Source organism: Curtobacterium sp. UNCCL17 (assembly GCF_000686685.1).
GTDB lineage: Bacteria > Actinomycetota > Actinomycetes > Actinomycetales > Microbacteriaceae > Curtobacterium > Curtobacterium flaccumfaciens.
Genome location: NZ_KK366000.1, coordinates 769908 through 787998, shown reverse-complemented (window position 1 = coordinate 787998; position 18091 = coordinate 769908). Strand labels below are relative to the sequence as shown.

Here is an 18091-nt window from a genome sequence, read left to right as displayed (position 1 = left end):
CGTGGGCATCCGGTCCGGGCGTCGCCTCGGCGTGGACGTCGGACGCGCCCGGATCGGGGTCGCCGTGTGCGACCGCGACGGGCTGCTGGCGACGCCGGTCGAGACCGTCCGTCGTGACGACTCGACGGACCTCCGGCGGATCCTCGAGCTCGCGGACGAGTACGACGTGCTCGAGGTCGTCGTCGGGCTGCCCCTGTCGATGTCGGGTGGGGACACGGCCTCCACCGAGGACGCCCGTGTCTTCGCCGCCCGGATCGCGACGCGTCGGCCGGTGCGCCTGGTCGACGAACGACTGTCGACCGTGACGGCCCAGCGGGGGCTGCACCAGGCCGGCAAGAACACGAAGAAGTCCCGGGCCGTGATCGACCAAGCAGCCGCTGTTATCATTCTGCAACACGCGCTCGACCACGAGCGCAGTGCCGGTGCCCCTCCGGGCGCCACGCTTCCCTGACAGGGCTGCCCGGTACCGCACATGGGTGCTCTCGTCGTCAGCTGCGAGGACGACGGTGCCCAGGTGGAGTTCCCGACCGAGAGACCGAGGACGTTGGCAGACGATCTGGACTGGAACGCGATCATCGCGCCCGGCAACGACGCCGAGCGGCGGAAGGCGACTTCCGACCGCACGACAGGCACCGATGACCGCGACGACGCTGGTCAGGTGACCCCACCGCCGGCGCCTCCGATGTCCCGACGCGAAGCCCGAGCCCTCGAGGCCGAACGAGCCCGAGTTGCAGCGACCGACGAGTCGCCGGTCCCCGAGCGGACCACCGATTCCCTGCCAGCCGCACGCGACGAACGCCCCGCGTCACCCGCCGACGCGCCGATCGCCACCCGCCCCGAAGACCTGCACCCCGAGGTCGCCGCACTGCTGACCGGCGAGCTGCCGACCGAGCCCGCGGCGACCGCTGCGGGCGGGGGATCCGGGGCCGACGGGACGGACGACGGTGACGTGACCGGCGGCGGTGGCGCCGCGGGAGGCGGTGGCCGCGGGGGACGAGGCGGGGGAGGCCGCGCCTCCAGGCCGCCCCGGGAGCCACGGCCGAAGCGCCGACGCGGACCGCTCGTCGCCGGACTCGTCATCGTCGCGGTGGTGCTCGCCGCCGGCGTCGGCGCCTACACCTTCGCCGCACCCAAGTTCCAGCAGCTCATCGCGGCGATCAGCGGCGCGCAGGAGCCCGACGACTACACCGGCGACGGCACCTCGAAGGTGACCATCACCATCAAGCAGGGCGACATCGGCGAGAACGTCGCCGCGACGCTGCAGCGCAGCGGCGTCGTCAAGGACTCGAAGGTGTTCTACAAGCTCCTGCTGGCCTCGCCGGACGTGCAGTTCCAGCCCGGTTCGTACGCGCTGAAGAAGCAGATGAGCTCGAAGTCCGCGCTCGCGGCACTGCAGGACACGAAGAACCGCGTGCAGGCGTCGATCATCATCCCGGAGGGCACCGCCCTCGCCGACATCGAGGCCGGGATGGTCTCGAAGGCCGGCCTGACCAAGCAGGAGGTCGACGCGGCCGCGAAGGACCTGTCGGCCTACGACCTGCCGTCCGGCGTCACGACGCTCGAGGGCTGGCTCTTCCCCGCGACCTACCCGATCAACCCGGGCTGGACCGCCGAGCAGTACTTCAAGTCGATGGTCGACACCATGAAGGAGCGCCTGTCCGCCGCCGGCGTCAAGGAGGCCGACCAGGAGCGCACCATCGTCTTCGCGTCGCTGGTGCAGAAGGAAGCCGGCCTCGCAGCCGACTACCCGAAGGTCGCCCGGGTGTTCCAGAACCGCCTCGACCAGGGCATGCGCCTGCAGTCCGACGCCACCGTCGCCTACGGCACGGGCAACACGCACACCGTGACGACGACCGACGCCGAACGGGCCGACGAGTCGAACGCGTACAACACGTACGTGCACGAGGGGCTGCCGCCGGCACCGATCTCGAACCCCGGTGACATCGCGATCAAGGCCGTGACGAACGAGGCCCCGGGCAAGTGGCTGTACTTCGTGACGGTGAACCTGGAAACCGGCGAGACGGTGTTCTCGAACACCTACGACGAGCACCTCGTCGCGGTGAAGCAGTTCCAGGCGTGGCTCCGGGCGCACCCCGACTACCAGTAGGACGGCGACGTCGCACGGCGGTGCGCTGTGGGAGGATTGCCGCATGCTTCGTTGGTTGACTGCTGGTGAGTCCCACGGACCCGAACTGATCGCCATGCTCGAGGGCCTGCCCGCGGGTGTCCCGGTGTCGTTCGAGTCCATCCGTGCCGATCTCGCGCGCCGAAAGCTCGGCTACGGCCGTGGCTCGCGGATGAAGTTCGAGCAGGACGAGCTGCACGTGTCCGGCGGCGTCCGGCACGGCTACTCGCTCGGCAGCCCCATCGCGATCCGCATCGGCAACACCGAGTGGCCGAAGTGGGTCGAGGTCATGAACCCCGAGCCGATCGAGTCGACCGAGATGTCCCGCGGGCGGAGTGCCCCGCTCACCCGACCGCGTCCGGGTCACGCCGACCTGGTCGGCATGCAGAAGTACGGCTTCGACGAGGCCCGCCCGATCCTGGAGCGTGCGAGCGCCCGCGAGACCGCTGCCCGTGTGGCGCTCGGCGCCGTCGCGAAGTCGTTCCTGGCCGAACTCGGCATCCGCTCGGTGGCGCACACGCTGCAGGTCGGGACCGTCCGGGTCCCGGACGGCACGGAGCTGCCGCTGCCCGACGACGTGGACCGCCTCGACGAGGACCAGCTGCGCTGCTTCGACCCCGAGACCTCGGCACGGATGGTCACCGAGGTCGAGGCGGCGAAGAAGGACGGCGACACCCTCGGCGGCGTCGTCGAGGTGCTGTTCTACGGCGTCCCGCCGGGCCTCGGCTCGCACGTGCACTGGGACCGCCGGCTCGATGCCCGCCTGGCCGCGGCGATCATGGGGATCCAGGCCATCAAGGGCGTCGAGGTCGGCGACGGCTTCGCGACCGCCGGGCGCCGGGGCTCCGCCGCCCACGACGAGCTGTACCGCGAGGACGGCGAGATCTACCGCACGAGCGACCGCGCCGGTGGGACCGAGGGCGGGATGTCCACGGGCACCGTGCTGCGGGTCCGCGCCGGCATGAAGCCGATCGCGACCATCCCGCACGCCCTGCACACCGTGGACGTCGTCTCCGGTGAGGACGCTTCGGCGCACCACCAGCGCTCGGACGTCTGTGCCGTGCCCGCGGCGGGCGTGGTCGCCGAGGCGATGGTGGCCCTGGTGCTCGCCGACGCGGTGCTCGAGAAGTTCGGCGGCGACAACGTCGTCGAGACGAAGCGCAACCTCGACGCCTACCTCGCGGCGATCCCGGAGACCCTGCGGACGCGCCGGACCGAACCGTCGGCGACCTCGACCGACCTGTGAGCACCGACGTGCGACGCGCCGACGCGCCCGTGGTCGTCATCGGCCCGATGGGTGCCGGCAAGTCGAGCGTCGGCAAGCGGGTGGCGAAGGCCCTCGGCGTCCCGTTCACGGACACCGACCGGGTCATCGTGCGCGAGCACGGACCGATCCCCGGGATCTTCGCCGACCGCGGTGAGCCGGCGTTCCGCGCCCTCGAAGCCGAGGCCGTCCGGGCAGCGCTCGCCACCGGCGGCGTGATCGCCGTGGGCGGGGGAGCCGTCACCCACGCGGACACCCGGCAGGCCCTGGGCGGGGCGCGCATCGTCCTGCTCACCGTGTCGCCCGAGGCCGTCGCCGACCGCATCGCCGGGTCCGACCGGCCCCTGCTGGCGAACGGCGGGATCGACGCCTGGCAGACGATCATGGACGAGCGGGCCGCCACCTACGCCGAGCTCGCGCACGTCGTGGTCGACACGTCCCGCCGGCCGATGTCCCGCGTGGTCGACGAGGTCGTCACATGGCTGCGCAGCGACGCCGGCACCACCGAGCGCAGCGACGCAGGCACCACCGAGCGCAGCGGCACCACCGTCGCGCCCGGCAGCACGACCAGCAGCGCCACCAGCACCACCAGCACCGAAGGAGCACCGTGACCGAGTCGACCCTGCCCGCCGGGACCACCGAGATCCGGGTCGGCGGTGACGACGGCTACACGGTGGCCGTCGGCACGGACCTGCTCGGCGCCCTGCCCGCGATCCTGGGCCCGCGTGTCGCCAAGGTCCTCATCGTGCACTCGCCGACGCTCGGTGCCCGGGCGAACGAGCTCCGGGCGCTGCTGGTCGAGGCCGGGCTCGAAGCCCTGATCGCCGAGGTGCCCGACGCCGAGGGCGCCAAGCGCGTCGAGGTCGCGGCGTTCTGCTGGCAGATCATGGGGCAGGCCGACTTCACCCGCACCGACGCGGTCATCGGCCTCGGTGGCGGTGCCGTCACCGACCTGGCCGGCTTCGTCGCCGCGACCTGGCTGCGCGGTGTGCCGTACGTGGCCGTCCCGACCAGCGTGCTCGGCATGGTGGACGCCAGCGTCGGCGGGAAGACGGGCATCAACACGAACGAGGGCAAGAACCTGGTCGGCGCCTTCTACGCCCCCCGCGCCGTCGTCGTGGACCTCGACCTCGCCCGCACGCTGCCGCGCAACGAGATCCTGACCGGCTTCGCGGAGATCGTGAAGGCCGGGTTCATCGCCGTGCCCGAGATCCTGGACATCGTCGAGGCCGACGTCGACCGGGTGACCGACCCGACGACGCCGGAGTTCCGGCGGGTCGTCGAGCTCGCCATCGCGCTCAAGGCCGAGGTCGTCTCGGACGACTTCACCGAGCAGGGCCGACGCGAGATCCTGAACTACGGGCACACCCTCGGGCACGCGATCGAGCACGCCGAGCGGTACCAGTGGCGCCACGGGGCGGCGGTGTCGGTCGGCATGGTGTTCGCCGCCGAACTCGCCCGACTCACCGGCCACCTGGACGACGCCACGGTCGACCGGCACCGGGCGATCCTCGAGTCGCTCGACCTGCCGACCTCGTACGGTGTCGGTCGGTGGCAGGGGCTGCTCGCCACGATGCGCCGCGACAAGAAGGCCCGTGCCGGCATGCTGCGGTTCATCATCCTGGACGGCGTCGGCAAGCCCGTCGTGCTCGAGGGCCCCGAGGACCACCTGCTCTTCACCGCCTACCAGGAGGTCGGCGTCTAGCCACGCCGGTCAGCGCAGGACCCGTCGCGTCCTGCGCCACCACCAGGTGACACTCGTCGAGACGGTGACCCAGGTGAACCGATGCCAGGCCACGCCCCGGACCAGGTGACGACGGCCGCGACGATCGCCGCTCCGGCGGCGATGCACGCCGCGATCAGTGCTGTCTCACAGCACGAGTGTCCGCTCCTATGCCGAGCCCCGCGCCGGGCCCGCGCCGACCTGTGGAAGCCGCGCCGGGCCTCCAGGCTGTGGAGGAGGATGGAGCGACGCGACGGACCGGGCCACCCGCACGCTGCGGACCCAGCACCGGGGAGCAGACTGGCGGGCGTGCCCACCCCACCCCGACTGAGCGACCTCTCCGGCCCGCGCGATGCCGACACCGGCACCCTGCGCTCCCGTGGTCGGCGCTTCACCGAACTCCTCTCGATCGCCCGCCGCCACCACCTGGTGCCGTTCCGTCGTCTCGACTTCTCGCACGACCCGGCCACCTCGGACCTGCGTCGCGACCAGGCCGAGCACCTGCGCCGGGCGCTCGAGGAAGCCGGTGGCGGGTTCGTGAAGATGGGCCAGCTGCTCTCCACCCGCGACGACCTGTTGCCCGAGGAGTGGACCGAGGGACTCGCACACCTGCAGCGGAACGTCACGGCGGCGCCGGCGGACGAGGTCCGTGCGCTCCTCGAGCAGGAGCTCGGTGCCCCGGTCGACCAGGTCTTCGCGACCTTCGACCCGGTGCCCGTCGCAGCGGCGTCCATCGCGCAGGTGCACCGCGCCCGGCTGCCCGACGGCACCGCGGTCGCCGTGAAGGTGCAGCGGCCGGGGATCGACGCCGCGGTGCGCCGCGACGTCGACATCGCGCTGCGGGTCGTCCGGTTCATGGCCCGGTGGTCGACCGAGGCGCGGCAGGTCGGGGTGCAGGACATCGCCGGCCAGTACGCGGACGACCTGATCCGGCAGGTCGACTTCGTCTCCGAGCTCCGGAACCTCACGGCGCTGCGTGCGGCCCAGGCCCGCAGCGCGCGTCCGGACGACGTCCGGTTCCCGGACCCCTACCCGGACCTGTCCGGCCGGCGTGTGCTCGTGATGGAGTTCCTGGAGGGCGACACCCTCAGCGCGATCCGCGCCGAGCGTTCCGAGCGCGACCTCGACGCGCCGATGCGCGCGATCCTCCGCGCCTTCCTGCGCCAGGTCGTCTTCGACGGCCTGTACCACGCGGACCTGCACCCGGGGAACGTCCTGGTGCTGCCCGACGGGCGGCCCGCGTTGATCGACTTCGGATCGGTCGGGAGGCTCGACCCGGGTCTCCGGGACACGGTCCAGGACCTGTTGGCCGCCTACCTGCAGGACGACACGTCGCGGATCGCCGATGCGGTCCTGAGGATGGCCCCCGTGCGCGATGCGCACGACGAGCCCGACTTCCGTCGGGACATCGCCCGCTTCGTCGCGGACGAGCTCGGCCCGGGTGCACGCATCGGTGTCGACACCGTGGACGACGCGGTCGAGGTCTTCGGGCGGTACCGGTTGAAGCCGCCGCCGGACTTCGTCGCCGCGGCCCGTGCCCTGGCCATCTTCGAGGGCACCCTCCGCACGCTCGCACCGTCGTTCGACCTGCTCGAGGAGTCCCGCGGACTCGCCCGGGAGCAGATCACCGACCAGCTCCGGCCCGGCAAGCTCCGCGACCTCGCGGCGAAGGAACTGCTCGGCGTCGTGTCGGCCGCCCGTCGCCTGCCCCGCCGGGTGGACCGCATCGGCGAGGCGATCGAGACCGGACGGTTCACGGTGAACATCCGGCTCTTCGCGGACAGCCGCGACCGGCAGCTCGTGTCCGGCATGATCCGGCGCATCCTGCTCGTGCTGCTCGGCGCGGGGGCGGGGATCCTGGCGATCGTCTACCTGGCGCTGCCGGCGCGACCGACGTCGGCCCTGTCCACCGGGGTCGCGGGCGGGTTGCTCGGGGGAGCGGCGGTGGTGCTGCTCGGCTGGGCGGCGATCGACGCCTGGCTCGCCCGACGGCGACGCTGACCGCGGCGCGCACCGCTCCGGCCGCCGGGCGGGCGTCCGCTACACTCGTCCGGGGCCGTCCGCGGCCCGAGGACACTTCACAACACGACCGAACGGGACACCGACGACTCATGGCCAGTACCACAGACATCAAGAACGGCGCCGTTCTCATCATCGACGGCCAGCTGTGGTCGGTCGTCGAGTTCCAGCACGTCAAGCCGGGCAAGGGTGGCGCGTTCGTCCGCACGAAGCTCAAGAACGTCGTCTCCGGCAAGGTCGTCGACCGCACGTTCAACGCCGGCGCGAAGATCGACACCGCGACCGTCGACCGTCGTGACTACCAGTTCCTCTACGAGGACGGCGACTCCTACGTGTTCATGGACACCGACACGTACGACCAGATCCCGGTCTCCGCGACCGTGGTCGGCGACGCCAAGAACTACCTGCTCGAGTCCGCGATGGTCACCATCGCGATGAACGAGGGCAACCCGCTGTACGTCGAGCTCCCGACGTCGATCGTCACCGAGGTCGAGACCGAGCCCGGCCTGCAGGGCGACCGTTCCTCCGGTGGCACCAAGGACGCGACCATCATCGCGACCGGCCACCGCATCCAGGTCCCGCTGTACCTGGAGAGCGGCACCCTGGTGAAGATCGACACGCGCGACGGCAGCTTCCTCGGCCGCGTCAACTCCTAGGCGCTGACCGTATGAGTGCTCGTTCGAAGGCCCGCAAGCGCGCCCTCGACATGCTGTACGTGGCCGAGGTGCGCGAGCTGCCGATCGCGGACGTGCTCGCCACCGAGACGGTCCGGCACCTGGACCAGCCGGAGCGTGCCTCCAGCTGGGACTACGCGCGCCAGATCGTCACGGGTGTCGACGACGCCCGTCACGAGATCGACTCCGTCATCGTCGACCACGCCCAGGGCTGGTCGATCGCCCGGATGCCGGTCCTCGACCGCTGCATCCTGCGGATGGCCGTCTGGGAGCTCCGGTTCAACCCGGAGGTCCCCGACGCCGTCGCCATCGCCGAGGCGGTCGAGCTCGCGCAGTCGCTGTCCACCGAGGACTCGGCGGGCTTCGTCAACGGCGTGCTCGGGGCCGTCGCCGGCGGTCGCGCACCGTCCGGTCGGACGGTCGCAGGAGACCAGGAGTCCCGGTAGGGTTGACCACGTCAGCATCCTTTAATGCCGTCCAGTGAGGCGGGGAAGGGGGTCGACGTGGGAACCAGAACGGTCCTGCAACAGCCCGACATCACGCGTGCCCTGACACGCATCGCGCACGAGATCCTCGAAGCCAACCACGGGGGCTCGGACCTCGTGCTCCTCGGCATCCCGACCCGCGGCGCCGTCCTGGCGGAGCGCCTCGGCCGGATCCTGGCCGGCATCGAGCCGGAGTGGTCCTCGGCCGCCGGCGGCATCGGGACGGAGCGTGTCGGCACGCTCGACGTCACCATGCACCGGGACGACCTCGGCCACGGCATCGGTCGCGCGCCGCACCGGACGGTCATCCCCGCCGGCGGCATCGACGGCAAGGTCGTCGTGCTCGTCGACGACGTGCTCTACTCCGGCCGCACCGTCCGCGCCGCGCTCGACGCGCTGCAGGGCATCGGACGGCCGCGTGCCGTCCGGCTCGCCGTGCTCGTCGACCGCGGCCACCGCGAGCTGCCGATCCGTGCGGACCACGTGGGCAAGAACCTGCCGACCGCGTCCGACGAGCGGGTCACGCTGCACCTGGCGGAGACGGACGGCGACGACACCGTGTTCATCGAGCAGGGGGTGGCGTGATGCGGCACCTGCTCTCCACCGCCGACCTGTCCCGCGACCAGGCCGTCCACATCCTCGACGTCGCCGAGGAGATGGCCGAGGTCAACACGCGCGAGGTCCGGAAGCTCCCGGCCCTGCGCGGCAAGACCGTGGTGAACCTGTTCTTCGAGGACTCCACGCGCACGCGCATCTCGTTCGAGGCCGCCGCGAAGCGCCTGTCCGCCGACGTCCTGAACTTCGCCGCGAAGGGCTCGAGCGTCTCGAAGGGCGAATCCCTGAAGGACACCGTGCAGACCCTCGGCGCGATGGGCATCGACGGCATCGTCATGCGCCACGGTGCCTCGGGCGCCCCGCGGGTGCTCGCCGACGCCGACTGGATCGACGTGCCGGTGGTCAACGCCGGTGACGGGACCCACGAGCACCCGACGCAGGCGCTGCTCGACGCCTTCACCATGCGCCGCCGCCTGCACGGCGCCGGCTCACGCGGCCAGGGCCTCGACGGCGTGCGCGTCCTGATCATCGGCGACGTGCTGCACAGCCGGGTCGCCCGGTCGAACGCGTGGCTGCTCCGCACCCTCGGGGCGAGCGTGACCTTCGCCGCGCCGCCGACACTGCTGCCCGCCACGCCGACCCCGTTCGGCGCCGCGGTGCACCACGACCTCGACACCGCCCTGGCCGAGGACCCGGACGTCGTCATGACGCTCCGCATCCAGCAGGAACGCATGAACGACGCCTTCTTCCCGAACCCGCGCGAGTACACGCGGCACTGGGGCCTGACCGCGGCGCGCTTCGGGCGGCTGTCCGAGCGAACGCTGATCATGCACCCCGGTCCGATGAACCGCGGGCTCGAGATCGCCGGCGTCGCCGCCGACGACCCCCGCTCGACCGTCGTCGAGCAGGTCGAGAACGGCGTCTCGGTCCGGATGGCCGTCCTCTACCTCGCCCTGACGGGCAGCGCCGGCAACGGCACCGACGCGAAGGAGTCCGCCGCATGACCGCTCACCTGATCCGTGGCGCGCAGCTGGTCGACGGCTCGCGTGCCGACATCCGTCTGGAGGGCGGTCGCATCACTGCGGTCGGGACCGGTCTCGACACGGCCGGCGCCACCACCGTGGACGCGGACGGCCTCATCGCCCTGCCCGGTCTCGTGGACCTCCACACGCACCTGCGCGAGCCCGGTCACGAGGAGTCCGAGACGGTCCTCACCGGCTCGCGTGCCGCGGCTGCCGGCGGGTTCACCGCCGTCAACGCCATGGCGAACTCGAGCCCCGTCGCGGACACCGCCGGGGTCGTCGAGCAGGTCCAGGCGCTCGGTGACGACGCCGGCTACGTGACGGTCCGCCCGATCGGTGCCGTGTCACAGGGGCTGCAGGGCACCCACCTGTCCGAGATCGGCGCGATGGCGACCTCCCGGGCGAAGGTCCGGGTCTTCTCGGACGACGGCTCCTGCGTGGCCGACCCGCTGCTCATGCGCCGCGCACTCGAGTACATCAAGGGCTTCGGCGGGGTGCTCGCGCAGCACGCCCAGGAGCCCCGGCTGACCATCGGCGCGCAGATGAACGAGGGGCGACTGTCCTCGGAGCTCGGCCTCGCCGGCTGGCCCGCCGTCGCGGAAGAGGCGATCATCGCCCGCGACGTCCTGCTCGCCGACCACGTCGGAGCACGCCTGCACGTCTGCCACGTCTCGACGGCCGGCAGCGTCGAGGTGATCCGGTGGGCGAAGTCCCGTGGCATCGACGTCACGGCCGAGGTCACGCCGCACCACCTGGTGCTCACCGAGGACCTCATCGCCGGCCACGACGGTGCCCCCGGGTACGACGCCCGCTACAAGGTGAACCCGCCGCTCCGCGCCCGCGAGGACGTCGAGGCACTCCGCGCGGCCCTGGCCGACGGCACCATCGACATCGTCGCGACCGACCACGCACCGCACACCGCCGAGGCGAAGTGCTGCGAGTGGCCCGCCGCCGCGAACGGCATGGTCGGGCTCGAGTCCGCGCTGAGCGTGGTGCAGGCCGCGGTGGTCGACGACGGCCGGCTCGACTGGGCCGACGTCGCACGGGTGCTGTCCGAGGCACCGGCGCGGATCGGCCAGGTCGAGGGACACGGGCAGCGGATCGCCGCGGGCGCTCCCGCCGAGATCACGCTCTACGACCCGTCGGCCAGTCGCGAGTTCGCGGTCACCGACCTCGCAGGGCAGTCGCAGAACTCGCCGTACCTCGGCATGACGCTGCCGGGCCGGGTCGTCGCCACCTTCCACCAGGGGTACGCGACGGTGCTCGACGGCAAGGTCGTCGACGCGGAGACGATCGCGGCGCACGCCGCGGCGTTCCGGACGGGGGCGCGCGCATGAGCGGCGACGCCCAGCGCTGGCTCCTCGGCGCGGTGATCCTGCTCGCGGTCGCCGCCCTGTTCGTGGCGATGGCGCGCACCTGGCGGACGCGGACCAGGAAGCAGGCGGAAGCCGTGCCTCCGGTCCGGGTGCCGGCCGACCTGGCGCCGGCGGTCGGGTCGTGGGACGGGTTCACCGTCGCGACGACCCGTGCCGACCAGCCGCTGGAACGCATCACCGCAGGCGGCCTCGGGTTCCGCGGCCGCGGCGGGGTGACGGTCCACGCGACCGGCGTGGTGATGCGCCTCGCCGGCACCGACGACCGCTGGATCGCGCGTGACGCGGTCCGCGGCGCCGACCGCTCCACGTGGGCGATCGACCGAGTGGTCGAACCCGGGGGACTGGTCCGTCTGCGATGGACGGCGACCGGCGCCGCAGGTGCGACGGACCTGGACACCTACTTCCGGTTCCCGGAGGGCGACGCAGCCGCGCTGCACGCCCTGCAGGGACTGACCGAGACCGGGCCGCAGGCGACTGCGGCCGATGCTCCGCGAACCGCGGGCGAAGGGAAGAAAGCATGACACGCGAACGGGCCGTCCTGGTCCTCGAAGACGGCACCCGGTACGACGGCTGGGCCTACGGCGCCCGTGGGCGCACGCTCGGTGAGGTGGTCTTCGCGACCGGCATGACCGGCTACCAGGAGACGCTGACCGATCCCTCCTACGCCGGGCAGATCGTGGTGCAGACCGCGCCGCACATCGGCAACACGGGCGTGAACGACGAGGACCCCGAGTCCCGTCGCATCTGGGTGGCCGGGTACGTGGTGCGCGACCCCAGCCGCGTGGTGTCGAACCACCGCGCGAACGCCACGCTCGACGACCACCTGGTGCGCGACGGCATCGTCGGTATCTCCGGCATCGACACCCGCGCGCTCACGCGCCGCATCCGTGACGCCGGCGCCATGAAGGGCGGCGTCTTCAGCGGTGCGGACGCCGCACTGCCCGCCGAGTCGCAGCTGGACGCGGTCGTGTCGCAGGCGACGATGGCCGGCGCGAGCTTCTCGGCGGTCGTGTCCACCCCGGAGCCCTACGTCGTCCCCGCAGTCGGCGAGCAGATCGGCACCCTGGCCGTGCTCGACCTCGGCGTGAAGGCCTCGACCACCCGGTACCTCGCCGCCCGCGGCTTCGAGGTGCACGTGGTGCCGCAGGACATCTCCGCCCCGGAGCTGGAAGCCCTCGCACCGGACGCCCTGTTCTACTCGAACGGCCCCGGCGACCCCGCCGCGTCGGACGCGCAGGTGGAACTGCTGCAGGACAGCCTGCGTACCGGCCGGCCCTTCTTCGGCATCTGCTTCGGCAACCAGCTGCTCGGCCGTGCGCTCGGCTTCGGCACCTACAAGCTGCCCTTCGGTCACCGCGGCATCAACCAGCCGGTGCTCGACACGACCACGGGCAAGGTCGAGATCACGAGCCAGAACCACGGCTTCGCGGTCGACGCACCCCTCGGCGAGGTCCTCGAGTCGCCCGCCGGGTTCGGTCGGGTCGAGGTCTCGCACTACTCGCTGAACGACAACGTGGTCGAGGGCCTCCGTGCGCTCGACGTGCCCGCGTTCAGCGTGCAGTACCACCCCGAGGCCGCCGCCGGACCGCACGACAGCATGTACCTCTTCGACCGGTTCGCGGACATGGTGCGCGAGCGTCGCGACGGGGAGCCGCTCGACGCGGCCACCGCCGATGCCACGACCCCCGCAGCAGACATCACCAAGGAAGCGAACTGATGCCCAAGCGCGCAGACATCAACTCCGTCCTCGTCATCGGTTCCGGCCCGATCGTCATCGGTCAGGCCGCCGAGTTCGACTACTCCGGCACCCAGGCGTGCCGCGTCCTCCGGGCCGAGGGCGTCCGGGTCATCCTGGTCAACCCGAACCCGGCGACGATCATGACCGACCCCGACTTCGCCGACGCGACCTACATCGAGCCGATCACGAACGCGTCGCTCGAGGAGATCATCCGCATCGAGAAGCCGGACGCCGTCCTGCCGACCCTCGGCGGCCAGACGGCCCTGAACGCGGCCATCGCGCTCGACGAGGCCGGCATCCTCACCAAGCACGGCGTCGAGCTCATCGGTGCCAAGGTCGAGGCGATCCAGCGCGGCGAGGACCGCCAGCTCTTCAAGGAGCTCGTGCTCGAATCGGGCGCCGACGTCGCCCGCAGCCACATCGCGCACACGCTCGAAGAAGCGAAGGAGTTCGCGAAGGACCTCGGGTACCCGCTGGTCGTCCGCCCGTCCTTCACCATGGGCGGCCTCGGCTCGGGCTTCGCCTACAACGAGGCCGAACTCGTCCGCTTCGTCGGCGACGGGCTGCAGTCCAGCCCGACGACCGAGGTCCTGCTCGAGGAGTCCATCCTCGGCTGGAAGGAGTACGAGCTCGAGCTGATGCGCGACAACTACGACAACACCGTCGTCATCTGCTCCATCGAGAACGTCGACCCGGTCGGTGTCCACACCGGTGACTCGATCACGGTCGCCCCCGCGCTGACCCTGACCGACCGCGAGTACCAGAACATGCGGAACATCGGCATCGACATCATCCGTCGCGTCGGTGTCGACACCGGCGGCTGCAACATCCAGTTCGCCGTCGACCCGTCCAACGGCCGCGTCATCGTCATCGAGATGAACCCCCGCGTGTCCCGCTCGTCGGCCCTCGCGTCGAAGGCCACGGGCTTCCCGATCGCCAAGATCGCGGCGAAGCTCGCCATCGGCTACCGGCTCGACGAGATCGAGAACGACATCACGAAGGTCACCCCGGCGAGCTTCGAGCCGACGCTCGACTACGTGGTCGTGAAGACCCCGCGGTTCGCGTTCGAGAAGTTCCCGGCCGCCGACGCCACCCTCACCACGACGATGAAGAGCGTCGGCGAGGCGATGGCCATCGGCCGGAACTACGCCACCGCACTGCAGAAGTCGCTGCGCTCGCTCGAGAAGCGCGGGTCGAGCTTCCACTGGGACACCCCGGCGGCCGAGCTCGACAAGGACGCCCTGCTGGCGAAGTCGTCGATCCCGACCGACGGTCGCATCGTGACGGTCCAGCAGGCCCTGGTCGCGGGCGCCACCGCGGAAGAGGTCTTCGAGGCCACCAAGATCGACCCCTGGTTCATCGACCAGATCGTGCTCATCAACGAGGTCGCGGACCAGGTCCGCGCCGCCGAGTCCCTCGACGCGGACACCCTGCGCTGGGCGAAGGAGCACGGCTTCAGCGACACCCAGATCGCGAGCCTGCGCAGCTCGGACGCGGCACCGGTCTCCGAGCAGCAGGTCCGCGACGAGCGGCACGCCCAGGGCATCCGGCCCGTCTTCAAGACGGTCGACACCTGCGCCGGCGAGTTCCCGGCCCTGACGCCGTACCACTACTCGTCGTACGACACCGAGACCGAGGTCGTCCCGAGCGACCGCAAGAAGGTCGTCATCCTCGGCTCCGGCCCGAACCGCATCGGACAGGGCGTCGAGTTCGACTACTCCTGCGTGCACGCGTCCTTCGCGCTGAGCGCCGCCGGGTTCGAGACGATCATGATCAACTGCAACCCCGAGACCGTGTCGACCGACTACGACACCTCGGACCGCCTGTACTTCGAGCCCCTGACCGCCGAGGACGTCCTCGAGGTCATCGAGGCCGAGGCCGCGTCCGGCGAGCTCGTCGGTGTCGTCGTGCAGCTCGGTGGTCAGACCGCCCTGGGCCTGGCGAAGCCGCTCGAGGCCGCGGGCATCCCGATCCTCGGCACCAGCCCCACCGCGATCGACTCGGCCGAGGAGCGCGGACAGTTCTCCGCCATCCTCGACGCCGCCGGTCTGCTCGCACCGCGGAACGGCACGGCCCACGACCTGGCGAGCGCGACCACGGTGGCCGAGGAGATCGGGTACCCCGTCCTCGTCCGCCCGTCGTTCGTGCTCGGCGGCCGCGGCATGGAGATCCTGTACGACTCCCCGTCGCTGGCGGACTACTTCGACCGGATGGCCGACCAGGCGATCATCGGCCCGGAGCTCCCGCTGCTGGTCGACCGGTTCCTGGACGACGCCGTCGAGATCGACGTGGACGCGCTCTTCGACGGCGAGCGGCTCTACATCGGCGGCATCATGGAGCACCTCGAAGAGGCCGGCATCCACTCCGGCGACTCGGCCTGCACCCTGCCCCCGGTCGGCCTCGGCCGCGCAGAGATCCAGGGCGTCGTCGACGCGACCGAGAAGATCGCCCGCGGCATCGGCGTGCAGGGCCTGCTCAACGTGCAGTTCGCCATCGGCGCCGGCGTGCTCTACGTCCTCGAGGCGAACCCGCGCGCCAGCCGCACGGTGCCCTTCGTCTCGAAGGCGCTCGGCATCCCGCTCGCCAAGGCCGCGTCCCGCATCATGACCGGCACCACGGTCGCCGAGCTCGTCGCCGAGGGCATGCTGCCCGAGCGTGACGGCGCGTTCGTGCCCGCGCAGTCGCCGGTCGCCGTGAAGGAAGCCGTGCTGCCGTTCCGTCGCTTCCGCACCCGCGAGGGCCAGGTCGTCGACTCGGTGCTCAGCCCCGAGATGCGCTCCACCGGCGAGGTCATGGGCATCGACCGCGACTTCCCGCGGGCGTTCCTCAAGTCGCAGGACGCCGCGTACGGCGGCCTGCCGACCAGCGGCACGGTCTTCGTGAGCGTCGCCGACACCGACAAGCGTGCGATCGTGCTGCCGGTGCACCGCCTGCAGCAGCTCGGCTTCACGATCATCGCGACCGAGGGCACGGCGGAGATCCTCCGCCGCAACGGCATCGAGGTCGGGATCGTCGGCAAGTACAGCCAGGGTGGCGAGAGCGTCGTCGACCTGCTCGCGACGGGCGAGGTCGACATCGTCATCAACACGCCGTCTGGTGCCGCCGGTCGTGCGGACGGGTACGAGATCCGCGCGGCCACGGTGGCGGCGGACAAGCCGCTGTTCACGACGATCGCGCAGATCGGGGCGGCCGTCGCGGCGATCGAGACGATCGGTTCGCCGCTCAACGTCCGCAGCCTGCAGGACTACGCGCGCGAGCGCGCGACCTGGTGACGGCTGCCATCGTGGACACGCCCCGGTCGGGAGGCCCGGCCTCCTTCGGCGACCGCCTCGCGTCCGCCATGGGGGAGCGTTCACCGCTCTGCGTCGGGATCGACCCCCACGCCGCCACCCTGGCGGCGTGGGGGCTCGCCCGCGACGAGCAGGGCCTCACGGCGTTCGGCGCGACCCTGGTCGACGCGGCCGCCGGCCGCGCGGCGATCGTGAAGCCGCAGGTCGCCTTCTTCGAGGCGGCGGGGGTTGCGGGCTACCGTGCGCTCGACGCGACGATCCGCCGGGCACGCGATGCGGGCCTCCTGGTCGTCGCCGACGTGAAGCGGGGCGACATCGGGACCACCGGTGACGACTACGCGCTCGCGTGGCTCGACCGCGACGGGCCGTTCGCGGCCGACGCGATGACGGTGTCGCCGTACCTCGGGTACGGCTCGCTCCGGGGCACGATCGACGTCGCGCGCCGGAACGGTGCCGGGGTCTTCGTGCTCGCGGCGACGAGCAACCCCGAGGCCCGGGTGCTGCAGACCGCGGTGCTGGCCGAGGGACCGCGTACCGGCCGGACGGTCGCGGCCGGTATCGTCTTGGACGTGGCAGACGACAACCGGTCCGTGGGTGATCAGGCCCTCGGCGACGTCGGGCTCGTGCTCGGCGCGACCCTTCACCTCGACGACTTCGGCATCGACGCGGACGCGATCGGCACCGCGCCGGTCCTCGCACCGGGCTTCGGTGCCCAGGGCGCCCGCATCGAGGACCTCCGTGCGCTGTACGGCGCGCGTGCCGAGCAGGTGCTCGTGAGCGAGTCGCGCGGCCTGCTGACCGACGGTCCGGACGCTGCCGCGGCGCTCGTCGCCGACCGCGCCGATCGCATCCGCAGCGCACTGGCGGCGGCAGCGTGACCGACGACCACGACGGCCTGCCCGCCCACCGCACCCCGCCAGAGGTCGACCGCGTCGCCGCGGCGAAGGCCGCCGTCGCCGCGCGACGCGCCCGGGCCGCGGTGAAGGCCGCGATCGCGTCGGGGGAGCGCTCCGCGCTCGACGTCGCCCGTGCCGCGTGGGACGACTCGCTGGTCGAGACGACCTCGGCGGAACGCTCGCTGCGGGTCCGTGACCTGCTGGTGAGCCTGCCGGGCATCGGCCCCGCGCGGGCCGAGGCGATCATGGGGTCCCTGCGGATCGCACCGTCGAAGCGCCTCGGTGGCCTGGGGACCCGGCAGCGCGCGGCCCTGGCCGACTGGCTCGCCGCCCGCGGTCGCAAGCGTGGTGCCTCGAAGCTCGTCGTGCTCGCCGGACCCACCGCGGTCGGCAAGGGCACGGTCAGCGCGCACATCCGACAGCACTACCCGGACGTCAACCTCAGCGTCTCCGCCACCACGCGGAAGCCGCGCCCCGGCGAGGTCGACGGCGTGCACTACTACTTCGTGGACGACGACGAGTTCGACCGCATGATCCGCGACCGCGAGCTGCTCGAGTGGGCGACCGTCCACAACTCGTACCGCTACGGCACCCCGCGCCCGCCGATCGACCGCGCGCTCGACGCCGGCGAGAAGGTCATGCTCGAGATCGACCTGCAGGGCGCCCGGCAGGTCCGCGACGCCATGCCCGAGGCGGTGCTCGTGTTCCTGCTGCCCCCGACGTGGGAGGAACTGGTGCGCCGGCTCATCGGCCGCGGGACCGAATCCGCGGAGGAACAAGCGCGTCGCCTCGAGACCGCGAAGGTCGAGCTGGCCGCCCAGGACGAGTTCGACGTGCGGATCGTGAACTCCGATGTCGGCACCGCGGCACGTGAGGTCGTAGACTTGTTCTCTGCGCCCTGACGGGTGCACTGACTTCGAGGAG

Annotated in this window: 16 protein-coding genes; all 16 read left to right on the top strand. The window is 71.8% G+C overall.

Annotated elements, in window-relative coordinates; genetic code table 11:
• Positions 1–7 precede the first annotated feature (7 nt).
• The 16 genes from ruvX (at position 8) to gmk (ending at position 18069) form a co-directional block, all read left to right on the top strand.
• Positions 8–451: a Holliday junction resolvase RuvX gene (gene ruvX / locus BR70_RS0108655; protein WP_027465749.1), complete on the top strand. Its 444-nt coding sequence runs from the start codon at positions 8–10 to the stop codon at positions 449–451.
• A 93-nt stretch (positions 452–544) separates the two neighbouring features.
• A complete protein-coding gene (gene mltG, locus BR70_RS20165; protein ID WP_231495672.1) occupies positions 545–2107 on the top strand; it encodes an endolytic transglycosylase MltG in 1563 nt (520 codons plus the stop codon).
• A gap of 43 nt (positions 2108–2150) precedes the next feature.
• A complete protein-coding gene (gene aroC / locus BR70_RS0108645; RefSeq protein WP_027465748.1) occupies positions 2151–3371 on the top strand; it encodes a chorismate synthase in 1221 nt (406 codons plus the stop codon).
• The gene (locus BR70_RS0108640) at positions 3368–4000 is read left to right on the top strand and encodes a shikimate kinase (protein WP_027465747.1); all 633 of its coding nucleotides are present in this window, start codon (positions 3368–3370) and stop codon (positions 3998–4000) included. Before aroC ends, BR70_RS0108640 begins: the two co-directional genes overlap by 4 nt.
• Positions 3997–5094 carry a 3-dehydroquinate synthase gene (gene aroB, locus BR70_RS0108635; RefSeq protein ID WP_027465746.1) on the top strand — a complete coding sequence of 366 codons (1098 nt, stop codon included), beginning with the start codon at positions 3997–3999 and terminating at the stop codon, positions 5092–5094. The genes BR70_RS0108640 and aroB overlap by 4 nt, the downstream gene beginning before the upstream one ends.
• 327 nt (positions 5095–5421) lie before the next feature.
• The gene (locus BR70_RS20160) at positions 5422–7113 is read left to right on the top strand and encodes an ABC1 kinase family protein (protein ID WP_051596739.1); all 1692 of its coding nucleotides are present in this window, start codon (positions 5422–5424) and stop codon (positions 7111–7113) included.
• Between the two features lie 110 nt (positions 7114–7223).
• Positions 7224–7787, top strand: a complete 564-nt coding sequence (gene efp / locus BR70_RS0108625; protein ID WP_027465745.1) for an elongation factor P — start codon at positions 7224–7226, stop codon at positions 7785–7787.
• Between the two features lie 11 nt (positions 7788–7798).
• Positions 7799–8251: a transcription antitermination factor NusB gene (gene nusB, locus BR70_RS0108620; RefSeq protein WP_027465744.1), complete on the top strand. Its 453-nt coding sequence runs from the start codon at positions 7799–7801 to the stop codon at positions 8249–8251.
• Positions 8252–8275: 24 nt separating this feature from the next.
• Positions 8276–8875, top strand: a complete 600-nt coding sequence (gene pyrR, locus BR70_RS0108615; protein ID WP_017887177.1) for a bifunctional pyr operon transcriptional regulator/uracil phosphoribosyltransferase PyrR — start codon at positions 8276–8278, stop codon at positions 8873–8875.
• Positions 8875–9849, top strand: coding sequence for an aspartate carbamoyltransferase catalytic subunit (locus BR70_RS0108610; RefSeq protein ID WP_027465742.1), 975 nt, complete (start codon positions 8875–8877; stop codon positions 9847–9849). Before pyrR ends, BR70_RS0108610 begins: the two co-directional genes overlap by 1 nt.
• Positions 9846–11204: a dihydroorotase gene (locus BR70_RS0108605; protein ID WP_027465741.1), complete on the top strand. Its 1359-nt coding sequence runs from the start codon at positions 9846–9848 to the stop codon at positions 11202–11204. The genes BR70_RS0108610 and BR70_RS0108605 overlap by 4 nt, the downstream gene beginning before the upstream one ends.
• Positions 11201–11764 carry a PH-like domain-containing protein gene (locus BR70_RS20155; RefSeq protein ID WP_051596738.1) on the top strand — a complete coding sequence of 188 codons (564 nt, stop codon included), beginning with the start codon at positions 11201–11203 and terminating at the stop codon, positions 11762–11764. Before BR70_RS0108605 ends, BR70_RS20155 begins: the two co-directional genes overlap by 4 nt.
• Positions 11761–12960, top strand: coding sequence for a glutamine-hydrolyzing carbamoyl-phosphate synthase small subunit (carA, locus tag BR70_RS0108595; RefSeq protein WP_027465740.1), 1200 nt, complete (start codon positions 11761–11763; stop codon positions 12958–12960). Before BR70_RS20155 ends, carA begins: the two co-directional genes overlap by 4 nt.
• Entirely contained in the window at positions 12960–16253 is a 3294-nt protein-coding gene (gene carB / locus BR70_RS0108590; protein WP_027465739.1) for a carbamoyl-phosphate synthase large subunit, read from the top strand. Before carA ends, carB begins: the two co-directional genes overlap by 1 nt.
• An 11-nt stretch (positions 16254–16264) precedes the next feature.
• Positions 16265–17149: an orotidine-5'-phosphate decarboxylase gene (gene pyrF / locus BR70_RS0108585; RefSeq protein WP_269319947.1), complete on the top strand. Its 885-nt coding sequence runs from the start codon at positions 16265–16267 to the stop codon at positions 17147–17149.
• Positions 17146–18069, top strand: a complete 924-nt coding sequence (gmk, locus tag BR70_RS0108580) for a guanylate kinase (protein ID WP_231495671.1) — start codon at positions 17146–17148, stop codon at positions 18067–18069. The genes pyrF and gmk overlap by 4 nt, the downstream gene beginning before the upstream one ends.
• The last annotated feature ends 22 nt before the right edge of the window (positions 18070–18091 follow it).